Source organism: Plantactinospora endophytica (assembly GCF_016862915.1).
In the GTDB taxonomy this organism is placed as follows: domain Bacteria; phylum Actinomycetota; class Actinomycetes; order Mycobacteriales; family Micromonosporaceae; genus Plantactinospora; species Plantactinospora endophytica.
On record NZ_BONW01000029.1, the window covers coordinates 55,624 to 77,228 of the forward strand.

Below are 21,605 nucleotides of genomic sequence, written 5' to 3' on the forward strand. Positions count from 1 at the left end.
ACCCCGAAATCCACCTGACCAGCACAGTTGATCAGGTAGTCTGACCCCGGTTCCGCCTGGTGGCGCCCCCTCCGCGCCGGTGTGACCGCCGCCGAATCACCTTCGGGTGAACCGGGGACCCAGGTAGGTGGGGTGAGTCCGCAACCGCGGTAGGGACTTGTTCCGTCCCGAACCCGTCAGCTAACTCGGTAGGCGGGCGACGGAGGGACATGCATGACGGGATCCACACGTCGGCGGTTGCCGCTGGCCCTGGCCCTGCTCGCCACGTTCGGCGCGCTCACCGGGGCGGCGCTCCGGCCCGGCGTGGCGGAGGCGAACAGCCCCGCCGTCCTCGGCGACGAGGGCGACACGCCGCTCCTGCGTGACGTGCTCGAATCGACCGGTCGCGGTTACCTACAGGCCAGGAACGCGCTGGCCAACGCCCAGGCCCGGCAGGCGAGGATCGCCGCCGAACTGCGTCGGGTGGAGGGCCGGATCGCGGAGTTGCGACCCCGGGTGGAGCAGGTGGCCCGCGCGGCGTACCGGACCGGCAGGATCGGCCCGGTGCTGGTACTCCTGCACAGCGGTTCGGCCGACGAACTCCTGGAACGGGCCCGTGGGCTGGAGGCGGTGGCGCTGCGGGACAACGACGCGCTGCGCGACCTCGGCCAGGCCCGGCAGCGGGCGGCGCGGGCGAAGCAGGCGCTGGACGCCGAGGTCGCCGAGGAACGCCGGCAACTCGCCATCATGCTGCGGCAGAAGCAGGCCGCCGAGCGGGCGCTGGCCCGGGTCGGCGGCGCCTCCACCGGCGGTTTCGTCGTCGCCAGCTCACCGGTGGCCCGACCCGCGCCGCGCGCGGCCGACGGCTCCTGGCCACCGCAGTCGTGCAGCCAACCCGACCCGACCACCACGGGCTGCGTCACCCCGCGCACCCTGCACGCGTACGGCGAGGCCCGGAGGGCCGGCTTCACCCGGTTCACCGGGTGCTACCGCTCCGGCGGCCCGTACGAGCACCCAAAGGGGCGGGCCTGCGACTTCTCCGCCGAGGCGGGTGGCTTCCACGGTGCCGCCGAGGGGGCCGACCGGACCTACGGCAACAACTTGGCCGCGTACTTCGTCCGCAACGCCGACCGGCTCGGTGTGCTGTACGTGATCTGGTACCGGCAGATCTGGTTGCCGACCACCGGCTGGAAGTCGTACGGCGGAGCACACGGCGACCCGTCCAGTGACCACACCAACCACGTACACCTGTCGCTGATCTAGCCGCGACACCTCGGGCGGCGGTCACCGCGCCGAGGCGTTGCGGCGGTCAGCTCGGTTCGCTCTCCGGGGTACGCCGCACCGGCGCCCGCCCGGCCGGCTGGGCCGGCTGTGGTCCGGCGCGGTGTGCCGGCGGGATCGGCCGGGTCACCGCGTCCAGGCAGGTCACCCGGAGCGTCTCGCCGTGGTGCAGCAACTCCAGCGCGTCGTCCGGCTCGCCGTCGCGCAGCGAGTACGTCGCCTCGTGCGGCCGGACGTCCACCCGCAGGTGCACGCCCCGGTAGCGGAGCGAGAACTCCAGCCGGTCGATCCGGCTCGGCAGCCGGGGTGCGAAAGCGAGCGTCGGGGTGTGGTCGCGCAGCCCGCCGAACCCGGCCACCAGGGCGATCCAGGCGCCGGCCAGCGAGGCGACGTGCACGCCGTCCCGGGTGTTCTGGTTGAGGTCGTGCAGGTCCATCAGGGCCGCCTCGCCCAGATAGTCGTGCGCGAGTTCGAGGTGCCCGGTCTCGGCCGCCAGCACCGCCTGGGTGCAGGCCGACAGCGACGAGTCGCGCACCGTACGCCGCTCGTAGTAGGCGAAGTTCGCCGCCTTCTCCTCGTCGGTGAACGCGTCGCCCCGCCAGTGCATCGCGAGTACCAGGTCGGCCTGCTTGATCACCTGTTTGCGGTACAGGTCGAAGTAGGGGTAGTTGAGCAGCAGCGGGTACTGCTCCGGTGGGGTGCCGGCGAAGTCCCACTCCTGATAGCGGGTGAAGCCCTCCACCTGCGGGTGTACGCCCAGCTCCGGGTCGTACGGGATGTGCATGTCGTGCGCGGCGTCCCGCCACGCGGCCATCTCCTCGTCGTCGACGCCGAGTTTCCACGCCTCCTCGCCGTGCCGGGTCGCGGCGTCGGCGGCGGCCAGCAGGTTCCGCTGGGCCATCAGGTTGGTGTAGACGTTGTCGTTCTTCACCGCCGTGTACTCGTCCGGCCCGGTCACCCCGTCCAGGTGGAACCGGCCGTGCCGGTCGTGGTGCCCGAGCGAGCGCCACAGCCGGGCGGTCTCCACCAGCAGTTCCAGCCCGACCTCGCGTTCGAACTGCTCGTCCTCGGTCGCCTGCACGTACCGGCGTACCGCGTCGGCGATGTCGGCCGCGATGTGGAACCCGGCCGTGCCGGCCGGCCAGTACGCCGAGGTCTCCTGGCCCCGGATGGTCCGCCACGGGAAGGCGGCGCCGTGCAGCCCGAGCGTCCGGGCCCGCTCCTGGGCCAGGTGCAGGGTGGAGTGCCGCCAGCGCAGCGCCGAGGCGACCGCCGACGGCAGGGTGTAGGTAAGCACCGGCAGCACGAAGGTCTCGGTGTCCCAGAAGGCGTGCCCGTCGTAGCCCGGCCCGGTCAGCCCCTTCGCGGCGATCGGCCGCAGCTCGGCCCGGGCGCCGGCCTGGAGCACGTGGAAGAGTCCGAACCGGACCGCCTGCTGCACCTCCGGGTCGCCCTCGACCCGCACGTCGGAGTCGTCCCAGAAGGTGTCGAGATAGCGCCGCTGCTCGGTGCAGAGACCGTCCCAGCCGGAGAACTTCGCGCCGGCCAGCGCCGCCGCCACCTGGTCGCGCAGTGCCGGGCGGGACCGCCGGCTCGACCAGCCGTACGCGACGAACTTCACCACCCGGAGCTGCTCACCCGGCTTGATCACGGAGGTGACAGTGGTCCTGGCCCAGTCCTCGTACGCCTCGGTGCCGACCAGCTTGCGCTCCGGCCCGTGCACCTCGTGGCTCATCGAGACGGCCAGCCGCAGCCCGCTCGCCTTGGTCCGGTGGATCAGCAGCGCGCCGTCGCTGTGCACCAGGTGCTCCTCGGACTGCAACGGCGACTCCAGCACCGCCGCCACCCGGGGGTCCCGGCTCTGCGCCGGCAGTTGCTCGTTGGCGACCAGTTCGGACTGGACGATCAGCCGCATCGGGCCGTCGACCGGCTCCACCCGGTATTCGATCGCGGCCACCGAGCGCTGGGTGAACGAGACCAGCCGGGTCGAGCAGATCCGCACCGTACGCCCGGCCGGGGAGCGCCACTCGACCGACCGTTGCAGGGTGCCGCCGCGCAGGTCGAGCACGCGTTCGTGGCTGAGCAGTTCGCCGTACCGGACGTCGAACGGCTCGTCGTCGACGAGCAGCCGGATCGGCTTGCCGTTGGTGACGTTGACGATCGTCTGGCCGGACTCGGGAAAGCCGTACCCGGCCTCCGCGTAGGGCAGCGGACGCAGCTCGTAGAAGGAGTTCAGGTACGTCCCGGGCAGGCCGTGCGGCTCGCCCTCGTCCAGGTTGCCGCGCAGCCCGATGTGCCCGTTGGAGAGTGCGAAGACCGATTCGGCCTGGGCGAGTACGTCCAGGTCGAGCCGGGTCTCCCGGACGTGCCACGGCTCGACGGGATAGGCCCGTTCCCGGATCATCGGCGCCTCCTCGCAGTCACCGGACCACCCCCGGCCCGGCGTCCGCCGCTCCGGCACCACCCCGGCCGGCCTCCGCCGGTTCGCCGCCGCCGGCCTCGGCACCGCGCGGTTCCGCGTCGCCGAGCAGCTCGGACAGGTCGCGCACCACGATGTCGGCGCCGTGCTCACGTAACGCGTCGGCCTGGCCCACCCGGTCCACCCCGACCACGTAACCGAAGTTGCCGGCCCGGCCCGCCGCCACACCGGCCAGTGCGTCCTCGAAGACCACGGCCTGGTCGGGGCGGACCCCGAGCAGTTCGGCGCCGGCCAGGAAGGTGTCCGGGTGCGGCTTGCCGCGCAGTCCGCGTTGCCGGGCGACGACTCCGTCCACCCTGGCCTCGACCAGCGGTTCGAGCCCGGCGGAGGCGAGCACGTCGCCGGCGTTGGCGCTGGCCGAGACGACGGCTCGGCGCAGTCCGGCCGCCCGCGCCGCGTGCAGGTAGGTCACCGATCCCTGGTACGGCAGCACACCGTCGTCGTGGATCCGCTGGAGCAGGATGACGTTCTTCCGGTTGCCCACCCCGTTGACGGTGTCGGCGCTCGGCGGGTCGTCCGGTTCCCCCTCCGGCAGGGTGATCTGCCGGGAGGCGAGGAACGTGCGTACCCCGTCGGCCCGGGGACGGCCGTCGACGTACCGGTTGTAGTCGTCGCCCGGGTCGTACGGCCGGAACGGCTCACCGGTGCGCTCGGCGCGGCGCCGGAGGAAGTCGTCGAAGGTCTGCGCCCAGGCCGCGTTGTGTACGCGGGCGGTCTGGGTCAGCACGCCGTCGAGGTCGAAGAGACAGGCGGTCACGTGCGCGGGTAGGCCCAACACGCCTATCAACTTAACCGGGGTGATCCCGACCGGCACGGTTTACGCCCCGGCCACGCCGATGCGTCGAAGGGCTTCCCCGGCGACCGTCGCCGCCGGGGAAGCCCCGCGGCTCACCGGTGCTCGGCGTGCCCGTGCCCGCTCGGTGGCCGGCCCGCCCGCTGGCCCGGCTCGACCACCACGAACTGCCCCATCATCCCCTGGTCCTCGTGTAGGAGCAGGTGGCAGTGGAACATGTACGGCATGTTCGGGTCGGCGTGGTCGGCGAACCGGGCGATGATCCGGATCTCCTCGCCGCCGGTGACGAGGATGGTGTCCTTCCAGCCCCGAAGCTCCGGCGGCGGTTGGCGACCGTCCACCGAGAGCACCTGGAACTGCACGTCGTGCACGTGGAAACTGTGCGGCGTGGCGTCCTGCTTCTCGATCTCCCAGATTTCGGTGGCGCCCCGGGTGACCGCGAAGTCGATCCGGTCCAGGTCCATCTTCCGACCGTTGATCTCGCGTCCGTTGAGCCGGAACCGCCGGGTCTCGGTGGCCGTGGCCGGGTCGAGCCGCTCGACCGGTGTCAGCCGGTCCGGCACCTCCGGTGACGGCGCGAGCCGGTTGCCGGCCCGCAGTTCGAGGACGTCGAAGGTGTCGTCGCCGCCGGTGAACCGGCCGCCGAGGAATTCGAGACCCTGGTTCGGCGGATAGCTACGCAGCACCGCCCGCTCGGCCGGCCGCACCGTCACCACGATCTCGGCGCGCTCGCCCGGCGAGAGCCGGATCCGCCCGGTCCGGTGCGGGCGTTCCAGCAGCCCGCCGTCGGTGCCGACGAGGGCGAAGGTGCGGTCGTCGGCGAACCCGAAGTCGTACGTCCGGGCGTTCGAGCCGTTGAGCAGCCGCAGCCGGACCCGTTCGGTGCTGACGTCGAGATACGGTCCGACGGTCCCGTTGACCAGCAGCGTGTCGCCGAGGATGCCGGTACCGCCGATTCCGCCCTGGTCCGTGTCGAGCCGCCCGTCCGACTCGAACTTGCGGTCCTGCACGATCACCGGGATGTCGTCGACGCCGTACCGGCGGGGCAGCGGCAGTCCGGCCGACGGCTCGTCGTCCAGCAGGAACATTCCGGCCATGCCCCGGTAGACGTGCTCGGCGGTCCGGCCGTGCGGGTGCGGGTGGTACCAGAGCGTGGCAGCGGGCTGGTCGACGGTCCAGTGCGGCGACCAGGTCGCGCCGGGCCGGACCATCTGGTGCGGGCCGCCGTCCATCGCCGCCGGCAGGTGCATGCCGTGCCAGTGCACGCTGGTCGGCTCGCCGATCCCGTTGACCACGTTGACCACCACCTGCTCACCGCGGTTGGCCCGCAGCGTCGGGCCGAGGTAGTCGCCGTTGAAGCCCCAGGTGTCGGTCGGCCCGCCCTGGCCGAAGTCACGCCGGCCGGGCTGGGCCCGCAGGTCGAAGACGCGGCGGCCACGGTCGTCGATCCGCGACTGCGCCAGCGGCGGTACGGCGAGCCGGTTGACGAAGTCCACCTTCCCGCTGGTGTCCACGGCGTTGCTGGTCCAGACCCAGGTGCCCACCGCCGTGCCGACCCCGCAGAGCAGCAGCAGCACCGAGCAGACTCCGAGCAGCACCGCGAGCCACCGTCGTGATCCCCCGCCGGCCATTCCGACACCTCCCATAAGTCAGGTCACTACATGTAGCCTGACTTCATATGGGAGCCGCGTCCATGCCGGACGACGGAACTCAGGGGAGGTTCAGGGAGACCCGGACGCACCCTCCGGGGACCGCCCACCGAGCCACCGCTGTTCGACCAGCCGGCGTACCCGTCGGCGAGGACGCTTCGGACCGGGTGGCCGGGTTACCTCGGCTTGCGGGTGTGGCCGGGTTACCTCGGCTTGAGCGTCCAGTGCACCGTCATCTCGGTGGTCGGCGCACCGTCCTCGGTGCCGATCTCGACCGACACCGGGAACTCCGGGCGGTCTCCGGCCTCGAACTCGGCCAGCACCTCGGCGGCCGGCCGACCCAGCCGGGCGGTCGCGCGTACCGCGCCCATCGCCAGCCGCCGGTAGCGGATCTCCGCCCCGGTGGCCAGCGGTACCGCACGCTCGAAGAGCTGCCCGAACGCGGCCAGCACCACCGCACCGGAGGCGGTCTCGCCGAGCGTGAACAGCGCTCCGGCGTGCGGGCCGCCGACGTGGTTGTGCGTCGGCGGCGAGTCGGGCAGCCGGACGACGGCCCGCATTCCGTCGGCGCCGTCCGGCGTCACCTCGACGAGTTCGAACCCGAGGGTCCGGGCGAACGGCACGGCCTGGAGCAGTCCAACGGCGATCTGCCGTACGTCGGGAGCCATGGCCGTACGCTACTTGCTGGTAACTTCCGTCGGCAAGGCCCGTACTACCTCAGAAGAGGTCGCCCAGGCTCCGCAGGATCTCGGCGTAGAAGTTGCCGTCGATGCTGCGGAAGAACGCGAACGGCTGGTGCGGGCTGCCGAAGAACGGCCGCAGCGTCCAGGCCAACTGGGTACCGACGAACCCGAACAGCAGGATCCAGATGTAGAGCAGCGTCATGCTGGCCGGGCGCTGACCGCTCGACGGGGAGTGCGGCGCACCCGGGTGCCCGGTCGAGTACGGACCCACCGGGCGGTAGCCGGCGTACTGCGGCGCGAACTGCCCCGGCACCGGCTGAACCTGGGCCGGCACCATCTGCACCGGAGCCGGAGCCGCCGGTACGAGAGCCGGAGCCGCCTGCGCAGGTGCCGGAGCCGCCGCCTCGACCGGTGCCGGCGGGGTGACGGGGGTCGGGGCGGCCGGCGTCGGGCCGTCGCCGTTGACGGTGGTCGGCGGGGCGGTCGCCGCGACCGGGGTCTCGCCGTTCACCGCGCCGACCGCGACCGGCACCGGCTGCGGCGTCGCCACCTGCGCGGGCGCCGCCCGGCCGTTGCCGTGGACCGGTACGGCCACCGCCGGCTGGCCGGCGACCGTCGCCAGGGCCGGCTGGCCGGCGGCGACCGGGGTCGGGGCGAGCAGTCCGTGCGCGTTGAGCACCTGCATGCCGCCGGTCAGGAAGCGCAGTCCGACCAGCGCCGACAGGGTCAGGATCGCCACGTTGAGCAGCTTGAAGAAGGCGTAGTCCGGCGCGGTGATCAGGAAGAACAGGCTGATCGGCGCGAACGCCACGGCCAGCATCGAGGTGACCGTGATCGCGACCATCACCATCGAGATGGCCTGCCGTACCGACAGCCGCGCCCCGAAGACCAGGTTGAACAGGTAGAGCGTCGGCAGGCAGATGGCCAGCGTGACCAGGAACAGCAGCGGCAGCTTCACCGCCGAGGTCAGCGCCATCAGGAAGCTGTGGAAGGCACCGAGCACGGCGCCGTAACAGGCCAGCGCGATCGCCGAGCTGGCCAGCATGTGGCCGGTGAGCGAGTTGAGGTCGCGCTCCTCGACGATCTGCTGCCAGATGCTCTGCCGGTCGCGGAGAATCCGCTCGATCACGAGCAGGCCGGGTCTTTCCTGGGACACGAGCGACTCTCCTAACAGGACCACCACGGATGTGAATCGACTGACGCTAGAGGACGTGGGGCGCTCAGCGCCACCCCACGTCGATCCGGTCGCCGCGCTCGTCGAAGAAGTGCAGGGCGTCCATGCGTACCGAGACGGCCATCGGGTGGCCGGCGGTGACCGCCGGGTACGGCGCCAGCCGTACCGCGAGTTCGGCCGGGCGGCGGTGGTGCCGGCCCGGATCGTTCAGCACGCTGGTCCGGGAACCCCGGGGACTCCGGACGTCCAGGCTCGACTGGTCCGGCCCGCCGGTACGCCCGGTCAGCCGCTGCATCACCTGGCCGAGCCGCCGCAGCCCCCGGCCGGCCCCGGTCGGCCGCTCCTCGGTCACCGGCCCGCCCAGGTCGTCGACGACGATCGCGGTCGCCCCGACGTCGAGGAACGCCAGCGACTCGTGCCCGTGGTGCTCCAGGTAGCGGATGCGCCCCTGCAAGACGTCGCCCGGGGAGTCCGGGGCCACCGGGGTCAGCGCCTCGGCCCGCATCCCGACCACGATCCGCTCGCCGTGGTAGTGCGCCACCGCCCGCGCCCGGATGTCGTCCCAGGGCAGATAGAGCGCCTGCTCGCCGAGGTTGAGCGTGACGTACCGGTCGAGGTGCACGTAGACGGTCGCCTCCAGCAGGTTCATCCGGGGGCTGCCCAGGAACGCGGCGACGTAGAGGGTGGCCGGCCGGCCGTACACCTGGGTCGGGGTCCCGACGTCCTGGAGGACGCCCTTGCGCATGATCGCCACCCGGTCGGCCATGGTCAGCGCCTCGGCCTGGTCGTGGGTGACGTAGATCGTGCTGACCCCCAGCTCGCGGACCAGCCCGGAGATCTCCGCGCGCAACTCCGCCCGGAGTCCGCTGTCCAGGTTGGACAGCGGCTCGTCCATCAGGAACAGGCCGGGACGCCGGACGATGGCCCGACCCATCGCGACCCGCTGGCGCTGCCCGCCGGAGAGTTGGCTGGGCTTGCGGCCGAGCACGTCGCCGATGCCGAGCGCGCTCGCCACGTCGGCGACCCGCTCACCGCGCGGGCCCTCCTCGACGCCGGAGAGCCGCAGCGGGAAGGCGATGTTCGCCCCGACCGACATATGCGGATACAGCGCAAAATCCTGGAAGACCATGGCAATTCCGCGTTCCCGCGGCGGCAGGTCGTTCGCCAGTTCGCCGTCGAGCATCACCGCGCCGGTGGTCGGGTCCTCCAGGCCGGCGACCATCCGGAGCACGGTGGACTTTCCGCAGCCCGAAGGCCCGAGCAACACCATGAACTCGCCGTCGTTGACGTCGAGACTGACGTTGTCGACCGCCACCGTCCCATCCGGGAATACCTTCGTGACGTCTTTGAGCGCGACGGTGGTCACCGTCACCTCCCCGCAGCGTTTTGGCCGGCCCCGGAATGACTGTGACGAGGATCATCGGAGAAGCCCATCGGGTAAACGTGCCATGTTCACGTTGTGACATGACGGTTACCAGACTCGATTCGATCCGCGTTGGTGAAAGTTCCACCCGCGCGGACGGCCGTGCCGAACTCGGCGTGCCGGGGCAGCCCGGCCCACTGCGCGCCGCCGTCCCGGAGGAAGTACTCCAGCCCGGGGTCCCAGGTGTGCCCGGCCGGCCGGCGCTGGTAGACGTAGCCAAGCGGATGGGTCCGGTAGACCAGCCCACCGGCCCGGCGTACCCGGTCGAGCAGCCCCCGGTCGACCGACCGGGGCACCGGGCGCCAGCCGCCGACGTCGGCCAGATCACCCCGGCCGACCAGGATCGTGCCCCCGGCGACGACCTGGGCGAAACTCTCCGGCGCCCCCGCGTCCCGCCGGACCGTGGTGTCCAGCGCGCCGAGATAGACGAACTCGGCCGCCTTGCCGACCAGGGTCGCGCCGGAGTGGTGCCGGGCCAGGACCAGGTCCCAGACGTGCTCCGGCCCGTACGTGTCGTCGTCGTCGAACTTGGTGACCAGGGTGCCCCGGGCCCGGGCGGTGGCCGCGACCATCGCCTCGCCGAAACTCTGCCGGGCCGGCACCTCGACGATCTCCAGCGGCCGACCGCAGTCGGCCAGCCACCGACGCAGCCCGGCCGGCAGGCGCACACCGTGCAGGCAGAGCACGATCTCCAACTCGGGATAGGTCTGCGCCGCGACGATCCGGACCGCGTCGACGACGTGCTCCAGCCGCCGGGTCACCAGCAGCGCCGAGACCGACGGCAGCGCGCCGAGCCCGGGAAAGGTGGCCGCCGCCAGCCGGGGCAGGGCGAAGCCCCGGGCGTGCCGGCGGAGTACCGCCCGGCGCTGGCGTACCGCCCGGGCCTCCCAGTCCAGGTCGGTCTGCGGGTCGGGGCGGCCGGCGGGGCGGTCGGGCAGCGGGGCGCAGAGCAGGGCGACCACCTCGTCGGCCAACTGGGCCCGGCAGGACGGCGGCAGGCCGGGGGCGTGCACCAGTACGCCGGCCAGCACCAGGTGCAGCAGCAGGGCGGCTTCGGCCCGTGGTCGCCAGCCGGGTACCGAGCGGCAGTCGAGCACTCCGACCTCGGCAAGTGCCGACCAGGTCCGTTCGGGCAGCCACGGCCGGTCGAGCCGACCCCGGCAGTCCAGTCCGGCCGGTCCCCGGATCCGCCAACTTCCGCCGTCGGGGCCGGGGGCGAAGGTCAGCTCCGCCCGGGGCGCGTCCGGCCCGAACGGCCCGTACCGGCCGACGGGTACCGCGTGTTCGGCGTCGAGCAGTACCGGCCCGGTCCGGCCGTCGCCGTCGGTGTCCGGCACACCCAGCCGGTCGACGGTCAACCGGCTGCGGTACGCCATCGCCCCGGACCCGTCGCCCGTCACCTGCGGCGCCCGGTCGTCCGCCCGCAGCACCAGGTCGTACGGCCGTACGGCCGAGCTGTCCGGCAACTCCCCGGCGACGACCGCGAGCTGTGGTCCCGCCCCCAGCCAGCCGGGGAAGACGTCCTGGGCGGTCACCTCCGGGCTGCCCGGACTCGGCAGTGGACGGATCGGGGTGAGCAGCGGCAGCACGGCCACCAGCACCGATCGGAGCGGTACCGACCAGCGCAACTCCAGCTCGACCACCACCCGGCCCCGGTCGTGCCGGGGCAGTACGACCCGCTGGGCGAGCAGGTGCGGCACCGGGCCCAGCCGGCCGGACCAGCCCCGCTGCGGGATCTCCCAGTCCTGCACGACGACGGTGACCCGGCGTACCCGGGCCAGCGTGACGGGATGGTCGAGCAGGTGCCGCAGCCAGGTCACCGACCGGGCGGCGACGGCCATCCGGCCGACGAAGATCCGGTGCCACGCCGGCCCGGCCCGGTCGGCTCCGGGCGGCGGCTCCACTCCGGACGACCACTCCGGCCCGGCGGTCCCGTCCGCTGCCGACCGCCCGCTCTCCTCCGACCAGCCGGTATCCGCTGCCCACCCGGCCTCGGCTGCCCACCCGGTCTCCGGTGGCGAGCAGCCGGGGTCCGGTGCCGACCAGCCGGTGTCCGGTGCCGGCTCCGACCCGCCCTGTGCCGGTATCCGGGCCGGCGTGGGGAACTCCGGAAGCTCGGTCAGCCGGGAGCCGAGCATCGCCAGTGGCCACCGTCGCCGGCCGGTGAGGTCGCCGACGGCGACCCGCCAGCGGAGGTACTTCTCCGGGTCATCCCTGCCTGACACGCCGATCCCTTCGTCGGCCGGTGACGTACGCCGACCTACGCGGCGCTATCATGAGGGCACTTACAGTAGTCGACGGTCCGACCGATTTCGACCGACATCCGCCACGCGGCGTGCGGTTATCAGCTCTGCGCAACTGGATCGTTACACTGTGCCGCGTGTCCAGCCGCACCCGGGCCACCGTGCCCGCCTCCCCGGTCCGGTTGTTCCGCAACGACTGGAGCCGACTCCGCCCACCCGAGCTGGACGGCTGGCAGCCGAGCCGGTCCGTCTCGCTGGTCGTCCCGGCCCACGACTGCCAACCCTCCCTCGACCTCACCCTGGCCGCGCTGCGCGCCCAGACGTACCCGTCGGGGTTGTTGGAGGTGGTGGTGGTCGACGACGGCAGCGACCCGCCGATCACGCTGCCCCGGATCCGGCCCGACAACTGCCGGCTGGTCCGGGTCGCCGACCACTTCGCCGGCTGGGGCCGGTCCGCCGCGCTGCACGTCGGCGCGGAGCAGAGCGAGGGCGAGATCCTGCACTGGCTCGACGCGGACATGCTCGTCTTCCCGGAACACGTGGCGGCGCAGGCCCGCTGGCTGCACGTCAGCGACGAGGTGGTCACGCTCGGCTACAAGCGCTTCGTCGACGCCGACTGGCCCACCGCCGAGCAGGTCGCCGAGAGCTGCGCGGCCGGCACCGCCGACCGGCTCTTCCGGCTCGACGAGACCGAGCCGCACGAGTACGTCGAACGGCTCATCGACGACACCGACCAGTTGCGCGGCGGCGACCACCTGAACTTCCGGGCACACGTCGGCGCCACCGCCGCCCTGTCCCGAAGCCTCTACCAGGAGACCGGCGGGCTCAACCCGGAACTGCGGCTCGGCGAGGACACCGAGTTCGGCTACCGGCTGGCCCAGGCGGGTGCGGTGTTCGTGCCCGAGCCGCTGGCCCGGAGCTGGCACCTCGGGCCGTCGCACATGATGACCCGGGGCGAGGCGCTGCGCCGGTACAACCGCCCGTACCTGGCCGACCTGATGCCGCAGCCGCGCTACCTGCGCTCCGCCGCGCAGCGGAGCTGGGCCGTACCGCTGGTCGTGGCGGTGGTCCGGGCCGACGGGCCGTACGAGATGGTCCGCACCTGTGTGGACCGGCTGCTGGCCGGCGACCAGACCGACCTGCGGGTGGTGTTGGTGGCGGACTGGGCCGAGCTCACCGAGGAGCGGCGGTCCGTGCTTGTCGACCCGGTACTGGACCGACGGCTGCTCGCCGCGACGTACCGGTCCGAGCCCCGGGTGGAGTTGGCGCGGCAGGCGCCGGTGACGGCGTACCCCGCGCCGTACCTGCTGGAGATCGGGCCGCACCTCGGGGTGGACGCCGACACCGTACGCCGGCTGGTGGCGGTCGCCGACCAGTGGCGGGTGGGCCTGGTCCGGCTGCTGCCGGTCGGGGCGACGGCACCGGAGGACGGGCTGTCGCTGTGGCGTACCGCCGCGCTCAGCCGCGCGTTGCGGGTACGCCGTCCCGCCGAGCCGCTGGACGAGGTGGTTGCCGAGGTGGCCGGCAAGCGCTGGGTGAGCGGCGACGACTTCGGAGTGGTCGACCTGCGGCTGCTGCCGGAGAACCGGTGGGTGTCGCCCCGGCCCCGGCTGGTGGTCCGGCCGGACAAGCGGGCTCGACGGGCCGCCCTGGCCGGAGTCGAGACGATCCCGGTCGGCGGGATCCGCTCCCTCGCCTCGGCCACCCGCTTCGTCGCCGGCCGGTACGCCGGGCTCGCCGCCGACCGGGTCCGGCAGCGGGTACGCCGTCCGGCCGGACCGGTCGACTGAGCTTCCGTCGTACACACGTTCTATCCACAGGCTGTGGATAGAACGTGTGTACGAGTGTTCAGTTGCTGGTGGGATCGGCGTCGAAGAGCGCCGCGTACATCTCGACCAGCATGCTCCGGCCCTTGATCCCGGCCGCCGCCTCCGGGCCCTTGATGCCGTCCGGCATCTGCCCGGCGCCGCCCTCGGGACCGAGCGGGACGATGATCACCGGCGGCATCGGCTGGTAGTCGGCGGGTTCGGCCTCCCCGGTGATCAGCGCGCGGATGTTGGCCGCGATGAGCTGTCCCTGCATGCTCGCCCGGCCGGCCATGTTCAGGTCGGCGTCGGCCATGTCGCCGAGCGCGTAGACCCGGTCCTGGCCGTCGACCCGCAACTGCCGGTCGACCCGGAGGTAGCCGCGCTCGTCGCGGGCCTGGGCGAGCGCCCCGCGCAGGTAGCCGGTGGCCGGGCTGACCCCGAAGCAGCGGTACCAGACGTCGGCGGTCAGCTCCTCGCCGTCGCCGGTGCGGACCGAGATCGCCGCCCGGGTGGCCGGCTCGGCGGCAGGCAGGTCCAGCGGGCTGCCGAGCCGGAGTTCGACGCCGAGCTTGTCGAGCTGGCGGCGCAGCTCCTCGCGCAGCTCCGGCGCGTACGGGCCGGGCAGGATGTCGGGCCCGGCGTCGGCGACGGTCACGTGCTTCTCCGGGAAGAACGCCTTGATCTCGCCGGCCAGTTCCAGCCCGGACGGGCCGGCGCCGACCAGGAGTACCCGCTCGGCGCCGCGCAGCGCGTCGTGCGCCGCCCGTACCCGGTCCCGGGCGGTGGCCAGGTCCGGCTCGTCCACCTTGGCCGGGAACGGGTACGACGATCCGGTCGCCAACACCAGGTAGTCCGGGGTGAGCCGCTCGCCGGAGCCGAGGGTGACCTCCCGGCCGTCGGCTGCCACCACCCGGTCCCGGACGAAGCGCCCGCGCTTCAGCAGCCGGTCGTACGGGAAGAAGATCCGGTCCAGCCACTCCGGCTCGACCAGCGCCCGCCAGGCCGCCACGTTGTGCGTGAACGCCTCGGTCGGGTCGACCAGGGTCACCTCGGCGACGTCGTCGAGCGCCTTCGCCGCGTTGATCCCGCCATATCCGCCGCCCACGACGACCACGCTCGGCCGTGGGCTGATCCGCTCGCTCATTACTCTCCTCGAAGTAGTAGCACGGCCAGGGCTAGCCACTTCGGAAATGCTAGCGCCATCGGAAGCGATAGTATTCCGGCATGCCGACGCCCGAGGTGCACCGCTCGGAGCGGTGCGCGCCCGCGGACGCCGCGCTGACCCGGGCCTTCACGGTGCTCGGCAAGCGCTGGACGGCCAGCGTGCTGGGCACCCTGCGATCCGGCCCGGCCGGATTCCGGGAGATCTCCCGGGCCGTCGGCAAGGTCAGCGACTCGGTACTCTCCGACCGGTTGGCCGAGCTGACCGAAAACGGGCTGATCGTCCGGACCGTCCAGGAGGGGCCGCCGATCGCCGTCTCCTACCGGCTGACCGACCGGGGCCAGGCGCTGATGCCGGCCCTGGAGCAGATCGCCCGCTGGGCCGCCGAACACCTGCCCGCCGAAGAGGACTCCTAGCCCGCCGCCCCCGGCCCGCGTCGCGTCGGCGTCGGGCACTCAGCCGCGCTCTGCCGACTTGTCGAAGAAGGCGCCGTTGTCGTAGCGGCGGGCGTCGGTCGACGCGCTCGGTCCGCTGTCGGCGCACTCAGCCGGGTCGGCCGGCGGCGCGCTCGGCCGCTGTCGGCGCGCTCAGTCGGGCTCGCCGAGGAAGACGCGTCGGACCACCCGCTCGGCCGCCCGGCCGTCGTCCAAGGCGCAGAAGCGCTGCCGGAAGCCCGCCCTGGCCCGGCTCGCGGCCGGCCCCTCGGCGGCACCGGAGCGGAGCGACGCCAGCAGCTCGGCGAAGTCCGTCACCGCCACCCCCGGCGCCTCGGCCAGCACGTCCAGGTACACCCCGCGCTCCTGCCGGTACTCGGCCCAGTCCGGGGCGTAGACCACGATCGGGCGGTCCAGGGTGGCGTAGTCGAACATCGCCGACGAATAGTCGGTGACCAGCACGTCGGCGGCGAGGTAGAGATCCTCCACCGAGGGATGGTCGGTCACGTCCAGCACCCGGTCCGACCCGTCCGAAGCCGAGGACGGAGCAGGGGCGTCGCCGGGCCGGGCCTCCGGGTCGAGGTAGTGGCCCCGGACCAGCAGCCGGCCGGCTGGACCGAGTACCTCGATCACCGCCTGCGGGTCGAACGGCGGCGAGTACCCCGGCCGGTGCTCCCGGTGCGTCGGCGCGTACAACAGCACCCGCTCGTCCGGGCCGATGCCGAGCCCGCGCCGGACGGCCTCGACCTCGGCGGGCCCGGCGTCCACCAGCCGGTCGTTGCGCGGGTAGCCGACCTCCAGGGTCCGGTACTCCGCCGGATAGGCCCGCTCCCACATCTGCGTGGAGAACGTGTTCGCGGTGACGCTGTAGTCCCAGCGGTCGATCCGGCGCAGCAGGCCGGGAAAGTCCAGCCCGGCCGCGCCGCGCGGATAGCGCTGCTGGTCCAGCCCCATCACCTTGACCGGGGTGCCGTGGTGGGTCTGCACGTGCACCGCGCCGGGCCGCTTCACCACGTAGTCGGGGAAGTTCACGTTGTTGACCAGCCACGACGCCCGGGCCAGCGCCCGGAAGTACGACCGGCTGCCGGCCACCACGTACGGCACCCCGGGCGGCAGACTCGACACCAGGTCCCGGCGTACCACCCAGACGCCCCGGACCTCCGGGGCCAGTTCGGCGGCTTTGCGGTGCACCGCCGCCGGGTTGCAGGCGTAGCCCCGATACCAGTACGCGGCGTACAGGGCCAGGGTCGGATCCAGCGGGCGGCGCAACTGCGCCTGGTAGTACGCCCGGAGCAGCCCCTCCCGAGCCACCCCGGCGACCCGGGCCACCGGCGCCGGCAGCCGGGCCAGGTACGCCGGGCCGGGCAGCCGGGTTGCCGCCGACGCCGGACCGGGCAACGGCAGCGCACCCCGGGCCAACCGCCGGGCACCACCTCGGCGGGAGTGGTGCAGTGCCCGCAGCACCGCGTACGTCCGCCAGTGGCCGCCGGCCACCAGCCGGTGCTTCAGCCCGTCGATCCCACCCGGCAGCCGGTACCCGCCCGGCGGCAGCCAGCGCCGGTAGTCCGCCGCCACCCGGGCGAAGAAGGTCCGGCGCAGTTCCGGAGAGAGCCGCCGCCCGTTGCCGAGCACGATCAGGTAGTGCCAGACCATCCGCTCGAAGATCAGCGGCCGGAGGTCGTCGTACTCCGGTCCCCAGCGGGCCATCAGCGCGAAGACCTGGTGCCAGTGCGGGAACACCTCGAAGTGCCGGTCGTCCCGGGTCCGGGTGATGGCGCCGGACCGCCGCTGCCGGTAGTTGACGCAGACCACGTCCAGCACGCTGATCCGGCAGGCGGCGAGCAGCACCGGATAGCTGAACGACACGTCCTCGTACCAGCCGGGACCGAAGCGCAGGCCGGCGTCGAGCAGGAACTCACGGCGCACCACCTTGTTCCAGGCGGTGTGCAGTATCTCGAACACCTCCGGCCGGTCCCGGACCCCGAACACCTCGTCGCCGGTGTCCGGCATCGTCCGGTCCAGGCCGCTGGCCAGCACCCGGTCGTCCCAGTACGCCCGTACGTGGTCGACGACCAGCACCTCCGGCTCGACCCGGCGCAGCCGCTCGGCAACCGCCGCGAGGCAGCCGTCGACCAGCCAGTCGTCGCTGTCCAGGAACCAGACGTACTCGCCGGTGGCCAGGGCGAGGCCGGTGTTGCGGGCCTCGCCCAAGCCGACGTTCCGGTCCAGGGTCACCACCCGGATCCGGTCGTCCCGGTCGGCGTACTCGGCGATGATCTCGCCGCAACTGTCCGGCGAACAGTCGTCGACCACCAGCACCTCGACGTCGGTCACCGGCTGGCCCAGGATCGAGTCGAGGCACTCCCGCAGGTAGCCCTGCACCCGGTAGACCGGTACGACGAAACTGATCAGCGCCATCGGCGCCGCGTCCCCGCTGGCAGCGTCATCCGTCCCTTCCCCGTCGCGCCGCCGACGGGGTGTCCGGTCACCCCACCAGCGGCGTCATCCGTCCCGCTCCGGCCGCTCCGCCGTCCCGGCCGCCCGGTCCGGTCCGCCGGGGGTCGCGGCGTGGCCCTCCCGGACCCCGGCGCCGGCGAACGTCTCGCGGGCGGCGGGCCGGCCACCGGCCCCGACGGCGTCGTCGGCCGGCTGCCGGGGCGCCGGAATGTCCCTGGGTACCCAGCCACGGACCGCGTTCACAACGAAAATCGCCGATAGGTAGCCGGTGAGCACCAGCAGCGCCAGCCGGCCGATCCCCGGGCCGGCGAGGACGGCGACGGCGAGCAGGATCAGCCGGCCGTCCCAGCCCAGGCCGAGCGCGTGCCACAGGGGCGCGTTCTCCCGCTTCTCCAGCCGGGCGGTGAGGTCGTAGTGCCGCAGTGCCAGTACGAAGAGCAGTGCGAAGATCACCGCGCCGTCCGCGTCGACCAGCAGCCCGGCCCCGATCACCGTCAGGTATTCGGCGGCCCGCAGCGCGGCCGGCACCAGCCAGTCCAGCGCGCCGCCGTGCGGGGTCGCGGCCGGCAGCCCGGCGACGAGCACCACCAGCACCGCCAGCGGTACCAGCCAGCGGGCCGGGCCGGTGCCGATCCCGGCCAGCCCGGCACCGAGCAGGGCCACCCCGGCCACCGCCCCGAGCAGGGCGAGCGGGAGCGGGCCGGGCAGCCCGGCACCCCGGCCGAGGGCGGTGAGCCAGCGGACCACCGGCCCGTCGTCGCGGTGCAGCGAGGTGTCGACGCCGGTCAGCACCGCCACCCGCATCGACCGGGCCCGCAGGGTACGCAGCGCCAGCGTGTACAGCGCCGCCAACCCGCCCCAGACCAGTACGGCGACCAGGCTGACCAGCGGGTTGAAGATCGCCACGGTCAGCGCGATCAGCGCCCAGCGCTCGCCGATCGGGAAGACCACGGTCCGCTTCGCCCAGTACGTGAACGAGCCGGTGTCGGCCTGTACCCGGTTCGACGCCTGGCTGAGCCGGTCGCCGAGTCCACCGGCAGCCGGCTGCCCGGCCGGCTTGGGGCGCTTGGCCGCCTCGTCGTGCAGGGCGCCGTACCAGGTGTCGGTCATGTGCCGGACGGTTTGCAGGGTGATCGCCGCGATCGCCAGTGCCCAGCCGGGGCCGCCGGCCCGCTCGACCCCGATGCCGAGGCCGGCGTAGACCAGGTATTCCTTGGCCCGGTCGGCGATGGTGTCGAGCCAGCCGCCCCACGGGCTGAAGTGCCGGGTGTACCGGGCCAACTGCCCGTCGACACAGTCCAGCATGAAGCCGAGGTAGAGCAGGATCGCGCCGCCGACCAGGGCCGGCCGGCCGCCGACGGCGAAGAGCACCGCCGCCGCCAGCGCGAAGGCGACCGAGATCGCGGTGACCCCGGTCGGGGTGAGCCGGAGCCGGGCGCAGACCTTGGTCACCCACGGGGACCAGGTGCTGACGAAGTAGGTGGTGAAGAAGTCGTCCTTCTCCTTCACCGAGAGCCGCAACTCGGCCCGGTCGGAGTCGACCGCCGCCACCTCGGCCTCGGCGGCGGCCAGCGCGGCCGGGTCGGCGACCCGACGGGCGACGAGCAGGCGTACCCGGTGGGCGAAGATCGTGATGCCGGACCCGGTGGTCGGGCTGCCGGGCGCGGTGGTCGGGTCGGGGCTGGTCAGTGCGGCGAGCAGGCGGTCCAGCAGCGGGATCGGGTCGGCGGGGCCACCGGCGGGCGTGTCGGCGGCGGCCCGGGCGGCGGTGACCAGGGCGGGCAGGTCGGCCACGCTGACGCGTACCGCTCCGCCGGAGGCGCCGGTCGGCGCGACGGTGAGCGTCCCGACGGGGCCGGCCGCGACCACCTGGTTGCGGTCCTCGACCACGCCGACCGGGCCGGCGCCCGGCTCGGGCAGCACCAGGGCGACCGTCCCGGGCATCGGGCTGGTGGCCAGGTGCCGGAGTACGGCGGTGTGCGCGACCAGGTCGCCGGAGCAGAGCAGTACCGGCTCCCGGGCGGTGCCGGCCAGCACGGCGACCTCCCCCGGGTCGTCGGTGAGTACGACGTCGCGGGCGCCGGTCGCGCGCAACTGCTCGCGGAGTACGGCGGCCAGCGGGACGCCGTCGGCGCGGGTCAGCGGCGCGCCCGGCCGGGTGGGGGTGAGCAGGATCGCCAGCATCACGGCCTGACCACGTCGTGGTATGCGTCAAGTGCCTCGCGTATGGTGCCGTCCACCCGCAATCGTCCTCCGTCGAAGTAGAGTCCCCGGCTACAGAACCGGGTGAGATCGTTTTCGTTGTGCGAGACCAGCATGACGGTACGTCCCTCGGCGATCAGCCGGTCGATGGTGTCGTAGCACTTCTTCCGGAAGTCGGCGTCGCCGACCGCCGTCACCTCGTCCATCAGCAGCACCGGATGCTGGAGCTGGGCGATCACCGAGAAGCCCAGCCGCACCTTCATCCCGGACGAGTAGTGCCGGACCGGGGTGTCGATGGCCTTGGCGATCTGCTCGCCGGAGAACTCGATGATCTCGTCGAAGTGCCGGCGCAGGAAGCTCGCGCTGAGCCCGTGCAGCGAGCCGACCAGGTGGACGTTCTCCCGCCCGGTCAGGTCGTTGGAGAAGCCGGCCGAGAGTTCCAGCAGCGGTGCGACCGCCCCGCCCACCCGGATCCGGCCCTCGTCCGGGATCAGCACCCCGGCGATCAGCCGGAGCAGGGTGCTCTTGCCGGTGCCGTTGCGGCCGATGATCCCGACGGTGTCGCCGGGGGCGACCGAGAACGAGACGCCGCGCAGCGGCCAGAAGACCCCGGCGGCGGGCTGCCGGTTGCCCCGGTGGATGAACATCTCCCGCAGCCGCAGGTTGCGCCGCCGGTTGCGGACGAACCGGATGCCCAGGTTCTCCGCCTCGATCATCGCCCCGCCCACTACAGCTCCTTGAGTACGGCGGGTTCGAGCCGGCGGAACACCCACCAGCCGGCGAGCAGCACGAGCAGGCTGCCGCCGACCGCCACGCCGAGCAGTCGGGCGTCGGGGAACTCGTCCGGGTACCAGACCGCGTGGTGGAGCTGGAAGATCCCGACCAGCGGGTTCAGCTCGTACACGATCTTGACCCAGTCCGGCAGCGAGGAGTCCCGGACCAGGGTCAGCGGGTAGATGATCGGGGTGGCGTAGAAGAGCACCCGGGTGACCAGCCGCATCAGCCGCTCGATGTCCCGCATCAGCACGTTGAGCGAGGAGAGCAGCAGGGCGATCCCGATCAGCAGGGTCGCCTGGATCAGGATCGCCAGCGGCAGCGCCAGCAGCGACACCCCGAACTCGATCTTGTCGAGTGAGGCGTAGACGATCGCCACGCCGACCAGGATCGGCAGCCCGGCGAGGTACTCGGCGAACCGGCCGGCCACCCGGCCGATCGGGAAGACCTCGCGGGGCAGGTTCATCGTGGTGATCAACCGGGCCTGCCCGGTGAGCGCGGCGGTCGCCTCGCCGATCGCCGAACTGGTCCACATCCAGGCGAAGATGCCGGTGATCAGGAAGAGCGGGTACGACTCGGCGGCGTCCCCGAGGTGCCGGTCGGTGGCCGACCGGTAGAGCACGCCGAAGACGAAGAAGTAGATGACGCCCATGCCGAGCGGCTCGATCAGCGACCAGAGATAGCCCAGCACCGACTGCTGGTATTTCACCGCGAGGTCGCGCCGGACGAGCAGCCGGAGCGTGTTGCGGTGCGACCACACCGCCGCCACGCCAGACGTCACAGCCGCCTCCCGGGCTCGTACTGGTCCGACCGCTCGGGCCCGACATAGGGTATCAGTCGGGAAAATCGCCTCAAATAAGGATTGACCGGGCTACCAATCCTCGCCCCGGTATCGCGCCAACGCTACCCGACGGCCGTTCGCCCGCCACCTCCGCGACGCCCGCCGTACACCGACCGGTACGCGGACCGGGGCCACCCGCGTGGTGCGGATGGCCCCGTCGGCGCCGACCCGGCCCCGGTGCCGGAACATCCCCCGTGTCCGGGTCGGGCCAAGCGACTCGTTG

14 protein-coding genes, 1 pseudogene and 1 riboswitch are annotated in these 21,605 nt (G+C 72.9%); of the genes and pseudogenes, 3 read left to right on the forward strand and 12 right to left on the reverse strand.

The features are described 5' to 3' along the window. Positions 1 to 79: 79 nt before the first annotated feature. A riboswitch (cyclic di-AMP (ydaO/yuaA leader) is annotated at positions 80 to 210 on the forward strand. 3 nt (positions 211 to 213) lie between these two features. Next, positions 214 to 1,242, forward strand: coding sequence for a coiled-coil domain-containing protein (locus tag Pen02_RS28415; protein WP_203869198.1), 1,029 nt, complete (start codon positions 214 to 216; stop codon positions 1,240 to 1,242). Between the two features lie 46 nt (positions 1,243 to 1,288). On the opposite strand, the gene Pen02_RS28420 is transcribed toward Pen02_RS28415, so the two are convergent. The 7 genes from Pen02_RS28420 to Pen02_RS42650 all read right to left on the reverse strand — a co-directional run bounded on the left by Pen02_RS28420 (position 1,289) and on the right by Pen02_RS42650 (position 11,686). After that, the gene (locus Pen02_RS28420; protein ID WP_203869199.1) at positions 1,289 to 3,664 is read right to left on the reverse strand and encodes a glycoside hydrolase family 65 protein; all 2,376 of its coding nucleotides are present in this window, start codon (positions 3,662 to 3,664) and stop codon (positions 1,289 to 1,291) included. 16 nt (positions 3,665 to 3,680) lie between these two features. Further along, positions 3,681 to 4,517 (reverse strand): beta-phosphoglucomutase family hydrolase, encoded by an 837-nt coding sequence (locus Pen02_RS28425; protein WP_203869200.1) that lies wholly within the window; start codon positions 4,515 to 4,517, stop codon positions 3,681 to 3,683. Between the two features lie 110 nt (positions 4,518 to 4,627). Further along, a complete protein-coding gene (locus Pen02_RS28430; RefSeq protein ID WP_203869201.1) occupies positions 4,628 to 6,163 on the reverse strand; it encodes a multicopper oxidase family protein in 1,536 nt (511 codons plus the stop codon). A gap of 221 nt (positions 6,164 to 6,384) precedes the next feature. Continuing rightward, positions 6,385 to 6,849: a DUF4442 domain-containing protein gene (locus Pen02_RS28435; RefSeq protein WP_203869202.1), complete on the reverse strand. Its 465-nt coding sequence runs from the start codon at positions 6,847 to 6,849 to the stop codon at positions 6,385 to 6,387. Positions 6,850 to 6,898: 49 nt separating this feature from the next. After that, the gene (locus tag Pen02_RS28440; protein WP_203869203.1) at positions 6,899 to 8,020 is read right to left on the reverse strand and encodes a hypothetical protein; all 1,122 of its coding nucleotides are present in this window, start codon (positions 8,018 to 8,020) and stop codon (positions 6,899 to 6,901) included. 64 nt (positions 8,021 to 8,084) lie between these two features. Beyond that, on the reverse strand, positions 8,085 to 9,404 hold the full coding sequence (locus Pen02_RS28445) for an ABC transporter ATP-binding protein (protein WP_203869204.1): 1,320 nt from the start codon (positions 9,402 to 9,404) through the stop codon (positions 8,085 to 8,087). An 86-nt stretch (positions 9,405 to 9,490) separates the two neighbouring features. Continuing rightward, positions 9,491 to 11,686, reverse strand: coding sequence for a glycosyltransferase family 2 protein (locus Pen02_RS42650; protein ID WP_203869205.1), 2,196 nt, complete (start codon positions 11,684 to 11,686; stop codon positions 9,491 to 9,493). Positions 11,687 to 11,841: 155 nt separating this feature from the next. On the opposite strand from Pen02_RS42650, the gene Pen02_RS28455 reads away from it, so the two are divergent. Continuing rightward, positions 11,842 to 13,494, forward strand: a complete 1,653-nt coding sequence (locus tag Pen02_RS28455) for a glycosyltransferase family 2 protein (protein WP_203869206.1) — start codon at positions 11,842 to 11,844, stop codon at positions 13,492 to 13,494. Positions 13,495 to 13,552: 58 nt separating this feature from the next. On the opposite strand, the gene Pen02_RS28460 is transcribed toward Pen02_RS28455, so the two are convergent. Further along, the gene (locus Pen02_RS28460) at positions 13,553 to 14,656 is read right to left on the reverse strand and encodes an NAD(P)/FAD-dependent oxidoreductase (protein ID WP_203869207.1); all 1,104 of its coding nucleotides are present in this window, start codon (positions 14,654 to 14,656) and stop codon (positions 13,553 to 13,555) included. Between the two features lie 80 nt (positions 14,657 to 14,736). Between Pen02_RS28460 and Pen02_RS28465 the strand changes: the two genes are divergently transcribed. After that, positions 14,737 to 15,090: a winged helix-turn-helix transcriptional regulator gene (locus tag Pen02_RS28465; RefSeq protein WP_203869208.1), complete on the forward strand. Its 354-nt coding sequence runs from the start codon at positions 14,737 to 14,739 to the stop codon at positions 15,088 to 15,090. A gap of 171 nt (positions 15,091 to 15,261) precedes the next feature. On the opposite strand, the gene Pen02_RS28470 is transcribed toward Pen02_RS28465, so the two are convergent. From Pen02_RS28470 to Pen02_RS28485, 4 genes and pseudogenes are all read right to left on the reverse strand, one after another. Then, positions 15,262 to 17,526, reverse strand: coding sequence for a bifunctional glycosyltransferase/CDP-glycerol:glycerophosphate glycerophosphotransferase (locus tag Pen02_RS28470; RefSeq protein ID WP_203869209.1), 2,265 nt, complete (start codon positions 17,524 to 17,526; stop codon positions 15,262 to 15,264). Positions 17,527 to 17,715: 189 nt separating this feature from the next. Then, a pseudogene (locus Pen02_RS28475) lies at positions 17,716 to 19,752 on the reverse strand (DUF5941 domain-containing protein); the annotation flags it as partial. Further along, complete coding sequence (locus Pen02_RS28480) at positions 19,749 to 20,483, reverse strand: ABC transporter ATP-binding protein (RefSeq protein ID WP_372445686.1); 735 nt, start codon at positions 20,481 to 20,483, stop codon at positions 19,749 to 19,751. The pseudogene Pen02_RS28475 and the gene Pen02_RS28480, both read right to left, overlap by 4 nt. An 11-nt stretch (positions 20,484 to 20,494) precedes the next feature. Beyond that, on the reverse strand, positions 20,495 to 21,322 hold the full coding sequence (locus tag Pen02_RS28485; RefSeq protein ID WP_203869211.1) for an ABC transporter permease: 828 nt from the start codon (positions 21,320 to 21,322) through the stop codon (positions 20,495 to 20,497). Positions 21,323 to 21,605: the final 283 nt, after the last annotated feature.

Coding starts and splice junctions, on each gene's coding strand:
- Pen02_RS28470 (WP_203869209.1), bottom strand. CDS start 17,526: ATGGCGCTGATCAGTTTCGTCGTACCGGTCTACCGGGTGCAGGGCTAC.
- Pen02_RS28420 (WP_203869199.1), bottom strand. CDS start 3,664: ATGATCCGGGAACGGGCCTATCCCGTCGAGCCGTGGCACGTCCGGGAG.
- Pen02_RS28480 (WP_372445686.1), bottom strand. CDS start 20,483: ATGATCGAGGCGGAGAACCTGGGCATCCGGTTCGTCCGCAACCGGCGG.
- Pen02_RS28415 (WP_203869198.1), top strand. CDS start 214: ATGACGGGATCCACACGTCGGCGGTTGCCGCTGGCCCTGGCCCTGCTC.
- Pen02_RS28430 (WP_203869201.1), bottom strand. CDS start 6,163: ATGGCCGGCGGGGGATCACGACGGTGGCTCGCGGTGCTGCTCGGAGTC.
- Pen02_RS28435 (WP_203869202.1), bottom strand. CDS start 6,849: ATGGCTCCCGACGTACGGCAGATCGCCGTTGGACTGCTCCAGGCCGTG.
- Pen02_RS28460 (WP_203869207.1), bottom strand. CDS start 14,656: ATGAGCGAGCGGATCAGCCCACGGCCGAGCGTGGTCGTCGTGGGCGGC.
- Pen02_RS28465 (WP_203869208.1), top strand. CDS start 14,737: ATGCCGACGCCCGAGGTGCACCGCTCGGAGCGGTGCGCGCCCGCGGAC.